The organism is Rickettsia endosymbiont of Halotydeus destructor (genome assembly GCF_049278075.1).
Classification (GTDB): Bacteria; Pseudomonadota; Alphaproteobacteria; order Rickettsiales; family Rickettsiaceae; genus Rickettsia.
Genome location: NZ_JAPNPB010000001.1, coordinates 361,203 through 375,552, shown reverse-complemented (window position 1 = coordinate 375,552; position 14,350 = coordinate 361,203). Strand labels below are relative to the sequence as shown.

Here is a 14,350-nt window from a genome sequence, read left to right as displayed (position 1 = left end):
TATTGTTGCGTGGGTACTCCCCAAACGTTATTGCGAAGCCACGAAGTGGCTGCGGCAATCTAGAAATAATAGGTTTCATAGCATTTTTAGCTATTCTTTCCTGGATTGCCGCGTCGATTCTACGAATCTCCTCGCAATGACGATGAAAATCGAGCCCTACAACCAACGCCTAACCACTTCGCAGCTTCGCAATGACGAGGTCTATAGTTATTAGGCACCCATATTTATTACAATGGAAATTGGGTTATTGAGCAGATTTATAGTGAATTAGTTTGAATTAGGGATGATTTATAGGAAATATTTTATTTTTTTGGAGAGGTAGCGAATAACGCTAATGTAGTCCAGTTACGGTATGAGATATGTTTCAAAAAAATTAAAAGATGATATAGAAATTATTCCTAATTCAAACTAATTTACTATAATTAGCAAATCAAAAAGCTTCCTATATTTGTATTTAATAAATATAAGAAAATGCTAGTAGTTATTTTTTCTTTTTATTATATTTTCTTTAAGTTTATTAATATTAGACCAGGTATTTTCTAGCACGTTTTTTTCTGGTTTCATACAAAACATATCAACCTTATTGAGATAATTTTCAAAATCCTTATTTTCATCTGCTAACCTATTAGCCATATTCCAATCTATATCAAATCTTTCTCTAGCAGGAATTAATATTTTACTATCTTCAGGGAATATCGTATTTATTAAAATAAAACCTATTCCGTGCCTAGTGCATAACATTTCGAGTTCATGCCTAGTATCATCTCCAGGGTTATCTAGAATAGGAGCAGCTAAATAGCCATAATGTGCCCATGAAGAATTTGATAAAGCTTGAAAGAAAAACTCTCTTACGTTACTACGGCTTATTTTCTTTTTTACTTCAAAAGACCAAAGCCTTGCTTGCTTCCCTCCATGATATTTAGCACAATCTTTGATCAGTTTACTCCATTTTTTATTAAGAACTTCCATCCCTACCCAATCAGGATGTAACCATATATTTCCTCCAGCTCCTTGTTTATTTGAGGAAAAATTATGTTTAATTTGCATACTATAGATACCTAATTCATCAAGATATAATTTTAGTAATTTATAGGCTTCTTCTTCTGTTATATCCTCTTCTTTGCTTACTTCATCTTTTAAATTTGTTACTCGTTGATTATCAATTTGGTAGTTAGGATTTCGAGTATAATATAACATTACTTGAGGTTCTGATTCTGTCTTGATATTAGATACTGATCTCCACTCATCAAACCTACCTCTACTAATTTCACCTGCGTAAGCCTTTGTAACTTCTTTAATTTTTTCTTTTTGAGTTTTGGCTTTTACTATTTGCTTATTTTTACTTGTATTTGCTTTTCTTCTAGCTTCTTCGGGATAGTTTGCTACGAGCCATTAGCTATATCATAAGGAGTGAATTTTTGATTTTCATGTTCTTTTAAAAAACTAATAATTGCATTTTTACGATTAAATTCCATAATAATTACCGATATGAATTATTAATTAACATACTATTAAAAATAATATATTGGTTAACAAAAATTTTCAATCTTAAATTGCTAGTTGAGATAATTATAGATTGTTATCTATATACTTCTCAAATTTAAAAAATAATTTTTTGAAGTTATGAGTAGTAGCATCTGCTACTTCTATACTAGTTATACCCTTTAGTTCAGCAACTTTTTCAGTAACATATCTGACAAAAGCCGGTTCATTTTGTTTGCCTCGCATAGGAATGGGAGCGAGATAAGGCGAGTCGGTTTCAATTAATAACCTTTCAAGCGGTACGTATTTAACTATCTCTTGTAACTCTAACGCATTTTTAAACGTTATAATCCCTGACATAGAGATATATAAACCGATATCCAACATCTTTTTTGCTAAATCTTTTGAAGAAGTAAAACAATGTATTAACCCAGGAAAATTAGCATTTTTCATTTCGCTAGTTAGGATATCAATTGTATCTTCTTCAGCCTCTCTTGTATGTACAATAATAGGTAATTTTGTTACACTTGCTGCATACATATGTTGTACAAAAGAATCTTTTTGCTGCTGTTTATCATAAGGCGTATGGTAATAATCAAGACCAGTCTCGCCAATTCCGATAATTTTAGGATGAGAAGTTAGAGTAATAAGCTTGTCTGATAACTTATTTATATTTTTTTCTGGATTCCCGCCTTCGCGGGAATGACATTGCCCCATATTATTTATTACTTCACAAGGATGTACGCCTACGCTCGCAAAGACATTTTTATATTTCTCTGCTATGCACAAAATATTAGGTAATTCCTCTAACTTAGTACAAATAGTTTGAAGATATTTAACGTTATTCTCTTCTGCTCTTTTAATTATTTCGTCTAAATTATCTGCCTCTGCAAGCAAATTAAGATGGCAATGAGAATCTATTAACATATCATTGTTCATATTTCTATATTTATACATAGGTTAAGCGTATTCTATGTCATTCCCGCGCAGGCGGGAATCCAGATTTTTTTGTCATGCTGAACTTGTTTCAGTATCTTTTAATATATCCTAAAATAAATCCAGAATAACTAGGTATTTACTGGATTCTCGCCTGCGCGGGAATGACATAAATATTTGCAGAAATGGTGATTCTCTAAGCATTTTCTACTCTTGGAAACACTACGCTAGGCTCTGAAATACTTGCTGAAGGCGTTAAAGCATATTCATGGCTTAAATATTTAAAGCTTCGCTTTTCTTCCGCTATTCCCAATTGATCAAGCATTTTATTTGCCGCCGAAGGCGTAAAAGGCTGGAGCATGATAGCAATATAACGCAATGATTCTAGAAGAGTATATAATACTTCCAGCATTTTTATCGGGTCGGTTTTTTTTAAATTCCAAGGTGCTTCTTTATCAATATAAATATTTGCTTCTTCGGTTAAACTAAGAATATTTTCGAGTATTTTATTAATCTCAAGATTTTTCATTAATTCTATATTATGTACGGCAATTTTACTAGCCGTTGCTAACAAAGGTAATTCATATACCCGATTTATATCGACCAGAGGCACACAGGCTTCATTATTTTTATAAACAAAAGCTAATGTCCTTTGCATTAAGTTACCTATTTTATTTGATAACTCGCTGTTAATCCTACTAATTAAAGCTGCTCTGGAATAATTACCATCCGCGCCGAAAGTAACTTCTCGCATTAAGAAATATCGAACCTGATCAACCCCGAACTCTTTTACTAGTTCAAACGGATCGATAACATTACCGAGCGACTTGGAAATTTTTTGCCCCTCATTTGTCCACCAACCATGAGCCATGACGGAAATAGGTAAAGGCGCATCTGCTGCCATTAAAAAAGCCGGCCAATAAACTGCATGAAAGCGAACGATATCTTTACCGACAACATGCAAATTAGCTGGCCAAAATTTACCGTATTTACCGCTCTCGTCAGGATAGCCTAAAGCAGAAATATAATTAACTAAAGCATCAAGCCAAACATAAATTACATGTTCTTTATCATTTGGGACTTTAATTCCCCAATTAAAACTAGTACGGGATACAGATAAATCATGCAAGCCGGATTTAACAAAGCTGATCACTTCATTACGCCTAGTTACCGGCTTAATAAAGTCAGGATTTGCTTCATAAAAAGCAAGGAGCTTATCTTGCCATTTTGACAGGTTAAAAAAATAACTCGGTTCTTTGACCCACTCAACAGGCGCACCTGTTGGAGCTAGCCCTTCGCTTGTTAATTCCGATTCATCATAAAAAGCTTCATCACGCACCGCATACCAGCCTTCATAAAAACCTTCGTAAATAGCACCATTAGCTAATAGTTTTTGCCAGAAAATAGCGACTGCTCCTTTATGCCTTGCCTCCGTTGTTCTAATAAAATCATCATTGGAAATATTCATTGATTCCATAAGATTACGGAAACTTGCCGAGGTTTGATTGGTAAATATTTGTGGTTCTATATTTTTATTTAGTGCCGCCTTTTCTACCTTCTGTCCGTGTTCATCGGTACCAGTTAAGAACATGACTTCCTTACCACTGAGGCGCATAAAACGCGCAATCACATCACTCGCAACGCTAGTATAAGCATGCCCAATATGTGGCACGTCGTTAACGTAATATATAGGGGTGGTGATGTAATAAGTATTATTCATATTAACCGATTTATTATCATTTTATGTATTATCTGGGTATCAAAATTTGAGGCATCAATAGTTATTATCCGCTCTGGGAATTTTTCTGCTAACTCTTTAAAGCCATTATAAATATTTTGATGAAAATCTAAATCTTTTATATCAAATTTATTATTAGCATCTCGTTTAGCTATTCTCTCTATAGCAATTTCCGGTTTCACGTCTATAAAAAATGTAATATCTGGCATAATATCCGTCATTAAAGATTTATGCAAATTATAGACCAAATCTCTGCCTATCTTTGGATATTGCCCTTGATAACAAGCGGTAGAATCTATAAATCTGTCGCAAATAACGGTGTAACCTTCCTGAAGACTAGGAAGAATTTTTTTATGAATATGATCATAGCGAGCTGCCATAACTTGTAATAATTCTGACATGGGAAGTAAATCCTCATGAATCAAAATATCCCGCATCTTTTCAGCTACGCCAGTTCCGCCTATTTCTCTCGTTAAAACAACAGGAACATTTTTTGATAATAAATATTGGTGCAACATCTTACTTTGCGTAGATTTACCGCACCCTTCTCCACCTTCAAAAGTAATAAATTTTCCTGGCTTTAAGTTATTCATTTATTATAATCGTATTCATAAAAAGTTAAAAATACTATAGATGAAAAGTTCTTTTAATAAAAGAGATATATCAATCCTGATCGGTAATGCGCTTGATCATTTCGATACTGCAATTTACGGATTTCTTGCGCCTCTGCTTGCCAAGATTTTTTTTCCGAATCATGATAAAATAGTAGGTCTAATACTTACTTATAGCGTTCTTGCAACCTCTTTATTTACACGTCCGATCGGCTCTTATTTTTTTGGCATTATTGCTAAAAAATACGGCGGGGTTTTTGCTCTATCTCACTCTTTAATTGGCGTTGCTCTAACCACCGCTCTAATTGGCTTAATACCCTCTCATGCCCAAATAGGTTGGCTTGCTCCACTATTATTGGTAATTATCAGAACATTACAGGGAATATATTCTGAAGGTGAATGCGCTATTGCTAAATTATACATTTTAGAGAATAAAGAACAGCGAAAAGCACTTAAAGCTTCATATCTTTATCAAACCTCTACTATGGTCGGCATTATTTTTGCCTCGTTTATTAGTACTATAATTTTAGATATAGATTATAATAAATATTGGCGAGTGTGTTTTATATTCGGCGGGCTCACAGCGCTTATAGGTTATTTTTTAAGGAAAAGTGATTCTATTATATGTCATTCCCATATTCCTTTATGTCATCCCCGCGAAGACGGGAATCCAGAAAATAATAGTCATCCTGAATTTATTTCAGGATCTATTAATAAGATGCTGAAACAAGTTCAGCATGACAAAAAAAATTACTGGATTCCTGCGTTCGCAGGAATGACAGTTTTGCATGATCTCATTACAATTTGGAATAACAAACTAAATATTTTGCGAGTTAGTCTTACAGTCGGTTTTTCTTACTTAACTTATATTCTACCTTTTGTGTTTATGAATAGCTTTATTCCGCTTATTACTAATATCTCTCTGGAAACAATGATGGCTTTTAATACGGCGCTATTAATTTTTGATATGGTAATGATATCGATCATTGGGCGTTTAGTAGAAAAATTACCTTACATAAAAATACTTGGTTATACTCTTAGCATCATGGTTTTAACCATAATTCCCTTATGGCTATTTCTTAATAACGCTTCTTTATGGTATGTTAATTTTGTCCGAATATGGATTATAATTTTGGGAATAACATTTCTATGCCCATTAAATTGTTGGTTAAATGATTTATTTAAAACACCCGATAAATATATGTTAGTCGGAATCGGCAGTAGTATTGGCTCTTCACTAATTGGCCGCCTCACTCCTTCGATTTGTTTAGGGCTCTGGCATGTAACAAATAGTTCTTTATCGATCGGGATATATATAACTGTAGCAGCTCTTGGAGCATTATGGGCAATTAAAACTTCAGATTAAAAATTTGTTTCATAAGAGGCGATAGCTCCTAATGGTTGGATAAATTCATTAGAATTAGAGTCAAAAAGCTCATTATAACCAGGAGGCTGGTGAGCAGAAATTATTGCATCTTCAAAAGGAATATTTGAGCTTTTTCCTATATAACCTGTAATAAATTTACTTGCAGCAGGCTCATACCATACATATTTAGCAGGATTCGACGCAAATATTTTACTGCATTTTTCATCTTCTAATTCTTTACCAATTACTATAAATAAATCTGCTATATATTTATCTTGTTGTCCACCAATTCCTAATTCATAAATTTTAGAAAGGTAATAACATGTTTTATTATCACCGATCTGTAAACTTATTTCAAAATTTTTTAATTCATCGTTTATTACTTGAGAAAAAGTATCTTTAAAAATTTCGTAATGCGGGCAAGAATATAAATTTGCTGCGACAAGTGTATCAATAAGTATTTTAGCTTTTTCAAAATTAGTTTTCATTTTTTCTTTTTTGATTAAAATATTTTTAGTTATTTGCATTATATTAGTAAAAATTTATTAATCATTATAAATATTGTTATATTCTATATTCTTCCATGTGCATCACTAGCTGTTTTATTTCGGCAGCTTTTGATTTATCCGCTACTAACAAACCGTTTTTACTATTGATAACAATTATATTATCAAGTCCCACTACCGTGGTGAGTTTATTATCGGAGCTAATATAAGAATTTGTCGTATCGCTAACTACAACGTTTCCCTCACAATAATTATCGGTTATATCCTTTTGTTTAGTTTGCCACAATGAGTGCCAGGTACCGACATCGCTCCAAGCAAAATTTGCTTTTATCATAATCATTTGAGGAATATGCTCTATTACGGCATGATCGATAGAAACGGCTTTAGCTTTATTATAAATTTCTAAATCCAGTTTTGTAATATTTTTATCTTTTTTAGCCAAATTTAGTGCTTTTTCTGCTATATCGAGCAAATCAGGCTGAAATTCTTGTATTTGATTTAATAAAAAATCGATGTTATAAATAAAAATTCCCGAATTCCAAAAATACCCCCCGCTTTGTATATAGTTATGGATATGCTCTAAGGAAGGTTTTTCAATAAAATGATTAGCTTGATAAATATTTTCAGCAAAAATAGTCTCTGCTTTTATATATCCATATTCGGTATTTGGTCGATCAATAGGAATACCGATAGTACAAATTGCCCATTTTTCTACATAACTTAAAGCCTTATTAATAGTTGCTAAATATTTCTCTTCATCCGATATATAATGGTCTGACGGTAACAATATCACAGTATCAAAACCGTCATTCTTTGCAGTTAACGCCGTAATAACCGCACACATAGCAGTATTTTTTGCCAACGGTTCGGTAATTAATTCTATTTCTGCATTAATTTCTGCTGCTTGTTCTTTAGCTATAAATTCATATCTTTCACCGGTAATTACCAGTGGCACACCGAATGATTTATTCCGAATCAGGGTTTTTTGTAATGAACTTAGCTCTAGGGAAGTCTTCAAAAATTGCTTTGGCTTTATTGAGAGTGATAACGGCCATAATCTTGTGCCTTGACCACCTGCCATAATAACGGGTTTTATTTTCATATTCAAAATAACTATTAATTGAAATTTGTTTAGTGAAAAGGCTTATAGACACTAATAAAATAAATGTCAACTAATAGTTTTAAATCTTTTCAAAATTATATTTATTGTGTAGCATTTTTTGATGTCATTCCCGTGAAAACGGAAATCCAGAAAATCAAAGTCATCCTGAATTTATTTCAGGATCTTTTAAATTAGATGCTGAACCAAGTTCAGCATGACAAAAAAGCCTAGATTCCCGCCTTCGCGGGAATGACATCGGGAGCGTTAGCACACTTCTTGGCTGAACACGGCATAACATTATTTTTGACAAGCAGAACAATAAAAACTACTCCGGCCTGATTGTTTTAATTTAATAATTATTCCGTCGCAATTCAGACATTTTTTATCTTCTCTGTTATAAACTGCAAGTTGCTGTTTGAAATATCCTGGGTTGTTATCACCACTAACAAAATCCTTAAGAGTAGTGCCGCCGGCCAGAATAGCTTTTGCCAAAACAGTTTTGATTGCAGTAGTTAATTTAGTTATTTCCTCAAGAGTTAAATCGGCACCTAATTTACTTGGATTAATTTTAGCTAAAAACAAGCTTTCGGAAGCATAAATATTGCCCACCCCAACGATAATTTTATTATCCATTAACAAATTTTTTATCGGTACTTTGCGATTAATAAGTTTACTCTTTAAATATTCACTAGTTAGTAGATCCGACAAAGGCTCAATGGCTAAATTGTTAAAAAACTTTTCTTCTAAAAACCTGGTTTCATAACTGTAAATCATTCCAAAACGCCTGGCATCGTTAAAAACTAGTTTTTCGTTACTGGTAAGATCAAGAATTATATGATCATGTTTTTTAATTTTATAATCATACGGCTGCAGTGTGAAGCGTCCGCTCATACCAAGATGAACTATTAAAGAATAACCATTATTTAAATCAATAATGAGATATTTTGCACGGCGCCTTACTATCAAAATATTTGCATATAAAATTTCTGCGGCTAGATTTGATGATAATTTATAACGTAAATTATCTCTTTTCTGCTCTATATTTTTTATAGCAAGCCCTATTAGCTTTTGCTCAAGAGAGTTTTTTAGTGTTTCTATTTCAGGAAGTTCTGGCATTTTGTGCTACGTGTTTTATAATTGCTAATATTATAAATTATTATAAATTATGAACCAGACAAATTTTGGCTTCAAAAAAGTTGATTTTGCTAATAAACAGAATTTGGTAAATGATGTTTTCTCGCAGGTTGCAGGCAAATATGATTTAATGAATGATCTAATGAGCTTTGGAGTTCATCGTTTATGGAAAGCTGAATTTATCAAGCAAATTCCAAATTTGAACGCAAATATACTAGATGTTGCTAGTGGCACGGGTGACATTGCCTTAAAACTTGCTCAAAAAGCTAAAGCTCGTAGCTCGGAGCTGCACATAACTCTTTGTGATATTAATAAAGAGATGCTTGACAATGCTAAAAAACGGGCAATCGATCTTAATTTGTTACAAAACCTTAATTATACTATTGCTGATGCTGAAAATTTGCCGTTTCCCGATAATAGTTTTGATTATTACATCATAGCATTTGGGATTCGAAACGTCCCTGATATTGATAAAGCTTTAAAGGAAGCTTATCGGGTTTTAAAGCCTATGGGGAAGTTTTTATGTCTTGAGTTTTCTAAAGTAAATGAAAGTTATTTCAAAAATTTTTATGAATTTTATTCTTTTAATATTATTCCAAAAATCGGGCAAATGATTACTAATAATCAAGAAGCTTATCAATATTTAGTTGAAAGTATTAAGCTATTTCCTTCGCAGGATGATTTTAAAATAATGATTCAGAATGCCGGCTTTGAAGAAGCACGATATAAGAACCTTACTAACGGCGTTGTCGCCATTCACAGCGCTTACAAATTATGAATATATTTTTTAATTTATTACATATACTCAGAAGTATTAGTAAAGAGCAAATTTTAATCTACCCGGGCAATATTAAAATACCCCTACATATTAAAATTATCGGCTATATTTTGACGCTAATATTTTCCCCGCTATCTCTAATAAAGAAACCGCGGGAGGATTTCGGGAAACGACTGACTAATTGTTTACAGCAGCTTGGACCCATCTATATTAAGTTCGGTCAAACACTTTCTACAAGACCTGATTTGGTAGGCTTAGATGTAACAAAACACCTAAAATTTTTACAAGATAAATTACCGCCCTTTGATAGTAGGGTAGCGAGGGGATTGGTTCAAAAGGCTTTTCAAAGTCAATATCATTCCCGCAGCTACCAAGGTCATTCCCGCGAAAGCGGGAATCCAGAAAATAATAGTCATCCTGAATTTATTTCAGGATCTATTATGAGATGCGGCAAACTTGTTCAACATGACAAAGAAAAACTGGATTCCCGCCTACGCGGGAATGACATAAAGAGAGATGAGAACGACATTGAACACTTTGATGACACCCCAATAGCTGCAGCTTCAATCTCACAAGTTCATAAAGCCCAATTGATCACCGGTGAATTTGTTGCAATAAAGATTTTACGTCCTGATATTCATCAAAAATATAATAGAGATATTAAGTTACTATATTTTCTTGCTAAACTTGCTTCTAAATTTACCAAGCTAAAGAGGTTAAAACCACTCGCAGTGATCAGGAAATTTAGGGAAACCATGAAACATGAGCTTGACCTCCGCCTTGAAGCCGCTGCAGCTTCTGAACTTACCGATAATTTTCGTAATGATCTCGATATATGTATCCCTAAAATATACTGGCAGTTTACGTCTGAAAATATATTAACTACTGAATGGGTGGATGGAATTTCCATATATGAAACTCACAAACTTAAAGAATTAGGATTAAACCTTTCAGTAATAGCTCAAAAATTTGCCGTGATGTTTTTTAATCAAGCCTATAGAGACGGTTTTTTTCACGCCGATTTACATCCCGGGAATATTTTAGTAAACGAGCAAGGTAAAATAATTCTGCTTGATTTTGGTATTATGGGAAGACTCACCGAAAAAGATCGGTTAGCGGTTGCTGAAAGTTTATTCGGTTTTCTTAATCGTGATTACAAATTAGTTGCTAAAACACATTTAAAAGCAGGTTATATTCCTGCAAATACAGATTTAGATTTATTCGCGCAAAGCTGTCGGGCTGTTACTGAACCCATCGTCGGGCTAGCTACTAAAAATATTTCTGTGGGTAAATTACTAGCGCATTTATTTAAAATAACTGAAGATTTCGGCATGGAGGTGCAACCGCAGTTATTGTTGTTACAAAAAACTTTAGTCATGGTTGAAGGAATTGGGCAACAGCTAGATACGAACGTTAATATGTGGCAGCTAGCCGAGCCGTGGATACAAAAATGGGCAGCTAAAAATCTCAGCCCTGAAGCTAAAATTTTAAGAATAGTAAAGCATTATATAGAGGAGTTGTATAATAAAATTGAAGGGTATTCAAAATAGACATTACACTTAAAACTTGCCTTTATTTTATTAAAACTATATTGTAAATTCAAATTGTCATTATGAAATTACTAGGATGATAGAAAGAGATTATTATCTAACATACAACTTATTTAAATGGCATTGTTACCTGGAAGCGATGATTTCGTCATTGCGAGAAGATTCGAAGAATCGACGTGGCAATCTAAACAAAAAGCTATACATACGGATTCTTAGTTTTAACATAAATAAACCTAATAGGAATACCTGGTAATTCAAAAGCTTCCCGTAAATTATTTACTAAGTATTTTGTATAGCTGTCAGTAATTTTTTCCGGGTTATTAGAGAATAATTTAAAAGTCGGTGGGCGTGTTTTTATTTGCGTCATATATTTTACCCGAATGCGCTTACCGCCTTTCTGCAGGGGCAATGGATGTTCCTCAGTAGTAAACCCAAGCCATTCATTTAATTTACTAGTCGTTATTTTCTTATTCCAGATATTGTAAATGTTAACGCAAGCGTCAAGTACTTGCTCTATATTTTTCTTATTAATGGCCGAAATATATATTACTGGTACGCCCTTAATTTGCGGTAAATTAGTAGATACCTGATAATCAAATTCCTCTTTAAATTTCTGCTTTTCGGATTCCTTAACCAAATCCCATTTATTCACTACTATAACAATACTTCTCCCTTCATCTACTACATGGCTTGCTATATTTAAATCTTGTTGCTTAAGCGGTGCTAAGGCGTCAATCATTAAAATTACTACGTTAGCAAATTTGATGCTATTAATAGCATCTGAAGCGGATAATTTTTCAAGTGATTCACTGATAGTAGATTTTTTACGCAAACCCGCAGTATCTATTAATTTTATTTTATTGCCTTTATATTGCCAATCAATTTCAATTGATTCACGGGTTAATCCGGCCTCAGGCCCGGTTAATAATCTTTCATCATTGATTAGGCTATTTATAAAAGTAGATTTTCCGGCATTTGGTCGACCGCTTACTACTATTTGAATATAATCAGCTTTTATAGGATCACTAATGTTATTTTCTTCACTCTCTTCTTTAGAAGGCTCTACAACTATTGCATCATAAAGCTCTGCCATACCGACGCCATGCTCGGCTGAAATAACTACCATATTATCAAAACCAAGTTGATAATATTCTTTAGCAAAATCAAAACGCCCTTCACATTTATTTATTATCAGTATAGTCGGCTTATTGTATTGCCTAATAAAATGAGCAAGTAATGTATCATCGGGCAGTATGCCACTTTTGCTGTCGACCATAAAACAAATTATATCCGATTCAATAATAGCCTTAGTTGTTTGCTCCATTAATCGTACATTTAACTCTCGACCTGTTTCGTGCTTTATTTCTTCAAGCCCAGGCGTATCAATTACTCTGAACTCCAACGAAGCAATTGCAGCATCCGCATATTTCCTATCTCTCGTAACACCAGGTTGATCGTGGACAACAGCCTTTTTCCTAATGCTTAAACGATTAAATAAGGTCGATTTTCCAACATTCGGTCTACCGACTAAAGCTATAGTCTTTTTATTCATATCAAAAAATTTTTTTTAAATGTTTACAGTGCTCAAATATACTGCTTATATTTCGAAAATTGAACTTTATTTTGAGGGGTTAGCGAGCACAACCTATATAAAATAAGTGAGCACGTGAATCCCTAACAAAATGCAGGAACAATTTTCGCAAGATGAGGAGGCTCTGTGAACAAAATTTAAATTATTTATATTTTGTTCACAGAGCCTAGTATATTATTACCACTTAATTATAAAAACTTAAACATTAAAATATAAAATTGATGCTTTAGTTAAGTTTTAATATTAAACTAAATTAATTATTATTTACCAAAAAGGGGAAATATGGATAATTATACGTATTATATGCTAGAAGGGCTTAGAGCACAAATTGCACCCGCTCATTTAGGCATAAAAATTTTAACGGAAGCTTTAGAAGATGAATCGTTAAAAGACAACGGTTATGCAAGAATTATGCATGCTTATCTCACCCTTTCCGAACGCATGCTCCGGAAATATGAAAAACCTCAATTTAATATAACTGAAACTATTATTGATAAAGTAACCTATAAAATTAATGAAAAGGTTATTTTAGAGAAACCGTTTTGTGAATTAAAGCATTTTTCTAAAGCAGGCGTTAAACAGGAAATGCCGAAATTATTAATAATTGCTCCGATGGCTGGCCACCATGCTACCCTACTCCGCTCTACCGCACAGGAATTATTACCTTATTGTGATATATATATTACCGACTGGACAGAAGCAAATGAGGTACCTACGGAAGTTGGCAATTTTGATATGGATAATTTTATCGACTATATAATCGAATTTATAAATTTCATAGGACCTAATACTCACACTATGGCGGTTTGTCAGCCTACTGTACCACTACTTGCTGCGATTAGTATAATGTCTGGCAATAATAGCCCTAACGTGCCAAACTCAATGATTTTGATGGGCGGACCAATTGATGCACGAAAAAACCCCACAGCAGTTAACGAATTTGCTTTAAGCAAAAGCATGGAATGGTTTTGTAAAAACGTTACTATGAATGTTCCCCCTAATTATCCTGGGCACGGGAGAAGAGTTTACCCAGGATTTTTACAACTCTCGGGCTTTATGAGTTTGAATATAATGCGCCATATAGATTCACATCTAGAATTGTTACAGAATTTGCTAGAAGGTAATACTCAAAAAGCCGATCATACTATTAAATTTTACGATGAATATCTAGCTACCATGGATATGACTGCGGAATTTTATTTGCAAACAATCGAAGAAGTATTTCAGGAATTTTCTTTAGCGCAAGGAAAATTAGTCTCTGAAGATCGGCATATCGATTTGAAAAATATTACAAAATGTGCCTTACTTGGAATAGAAGGAGAACTTGATGATATTGCAGCGGTTGGTCAAACAAAAGCAGCATTAGAGCTTTGTCCTAATATTCCATCTGAAATGAAACAATATCATTTGCAAGAAGGAGCAGGACATTACGGCGTATTTAGTGGTAGTAAATTTAAGCAGTTTATCGTACCGGTTATTAAGAATTTTATCTATAAAAACGATAAAGCTGGTATTACTAAACCTAATCGTAGTAAAGAAACTTGAAATAACATTAG

The 14,350-nt window shown here is 33.4% G+C and carries 12 protein-coding genes; 4 read left to right on the top strand and 8 right to left on the bottom strand.

Going from position 1 to position 14,350, the window contains the following annotated elements; translation table 11 throughout:
- Nucleotides 1–474: 474 nt before the first annotated feature.
- The 4 genes from OTR29_RS01675 to tmk form a co-directional block, all read right to left on the bottom strand.
- Nucleotides 475–1,197 carry a hypothetical protein gene (locus tag OTR29_RS01675; RefSeq protein WP_422228928.1) on the bottom strand — a complete coding sequence of 241 codons (723 nt, stop codon included), beginning with the start codon at nt 1,195–1,197 and terminating at the stop codon, nt 475–477.
- A 372-nt stretch (nt 1,198–1,569) separates the two neighbouring features.
- The gene (locus OTR29_RS01670) at nt 1,570–2,421 is read right to left on the bottom strand and encodes a TatD family hydrolase (RefSeq protein WP_422228927.1); all 852 of its coding nucleotides are present in this window, start codon (nt 2,419–2,421) and stop codon (nt 1,570–1,572) included.
- Between the two features lie 193 nt (nt 2,422–2,614).
- Nucleotides 2,615–4,138: a methionine--tRNA ligase gene (gene metG / locus OTR29_RS01665; protein WP_422228926.1), complete on the bottom strand. Its 1,524-nt coding sequence runs from the start codon at nt 4,136–4,138 to the stop codon at nt 2,615–2,617.
- A complete protein-coding gene (gene tmk, locus OTR29_RS01660) occupies nt 4,135–4,749 on the bottom strand; it encodes a dTMP kinase (RefSeq protein WP_422228925.1) in 615 nt (204 codons plus the stop codon). The genes metG and tmk overlap by 4 nt, the downstream gene beginning before the upstream one ends.
- A gap of 40 nt (nt 4,750–4,789) precedes the next feature.
- On the opposite strand from tmk, the gene OTR29_RS01655 reads away from it, so the two are divergent.
- Entirely contained in the window at nt 4,790–6,133 is a 1,344-nt protein-coding gene (locus tag OTR29_RS01655) for an MFS transporter (protein WP_422228924.1), read from the top strand.
- Here the strand turns inward: OTR29_RS01655 and OTR29_RS01650 are convergent.
- The 3 genes from OTR29_RS01650 to mutM form a co-directional block, all read right to left on the bottom strand.
- Complete coding sequence (locus tag OTR29_RS01650; protein WP_422228923.1) at nt 6,130–6,660, bottom strand: hypothetical protein; 531 nt, start codon at nt 6,658–6,660, stop codon at nt 6,130–6,132. The genes OTR29_RS01655 and OTR29_RS01650 overlap by 4 nt on opposite strands.
- A 37-nt stretch (nt 6,661–6,697) precedes the next feature.
- Nucleotides 6,698–7,741 carry a mannose-1-phosphate guanylyltransferase gene (locus OTR29_RS01645; protein WP_422228922.1) on the bottom strand — a complete coding sequence of 348 codons (1,044 nt, stop codon included), beginning with the start codon at nt 7,739–7,741 and terminating at the stop codon, nt 6,698–6,700.
- Between the two features lie 297 nt (nt 7,742–8,038).
- Nucleotides 8,039–8,857 (bottom strand): bifunctional DNA-formamidopyrimidine glycosylase/DNA-(apurinic or apyrimidinic site) lyase, encoded by an 819-nt coding sequence (gene mutM, locus OTR29_RS01640; RefSeq protein WP_422228921.1) that lies wholly within the window; start codon nt 8,855–8,857, stop codon nt 8,039–8,041.
- A 49-nt stretch (nt 8,858–8,906) separates the two neighbouring features.
- On the opposite strand from mutM, the gene ubiE reads away from it, so the two are divergent.
- On the top strand, nt 8,907–9,653 hold the full coding sequence (gene ubiE, locus OTR29_RS01635) for a bifunctional demethylmenaquinone methyltransferase/2-methoxy-6-polyprenyl-1,4-benzoquinol methylase UbiE (protein WP_422228920.1): 747 nt from the start codon (nt 8,907–8,909) through the stop codon (nt 9,651–9,653).
- Entirely contained in the window at nt 9,650–11,203 is a 1,554-nt protein-coding gene (gene ubiB / locus OTR29_RS01630) for a 2-polyprenylphenol 6-hydroxylase (RefSeq protein ID WP_422228919.1), read from the top strand. Before ubiE ends, ubiB begins: the two co-directional genes overlap by 4 nt.
- 196 nt (nt 11,204–11,399) lie before the next feature.
- Here ubiB and der read toward each other — a convergent pair whose 3' ends face one another.
- Nucleotides 11,400–12,755 (bottom strand): ribosome biogenesis GTPase Der, encoded by a 1,356-nt coding sequence (gene der, locus OTR29_RS01625; protein WP_422228918.1) that lies wholly within the window; start codon nt 12,753–12,755, stop codon nt 11,400–11,402.
- Nucleotides 12,756–13,076: 321 nt separating this feature from the next.
- On the opposite strand from der, the gene OTR29_RS01620 reads away from it, so the two are divergent.
- On the top strand, nt 13,077–14,339 hold the full coding sequence (locus OTR29_RS01620) for a polyhydroxyalkanoate depolymerase (protein ID WP_422228917.1): 1,263 nt from the start codon (nt 13,077–13,079) through the stop codon (nt 14,337–14,339).
- The last annotated feature ends 11 nt before the right edge of the window (nt 14,340–14,350 follow it).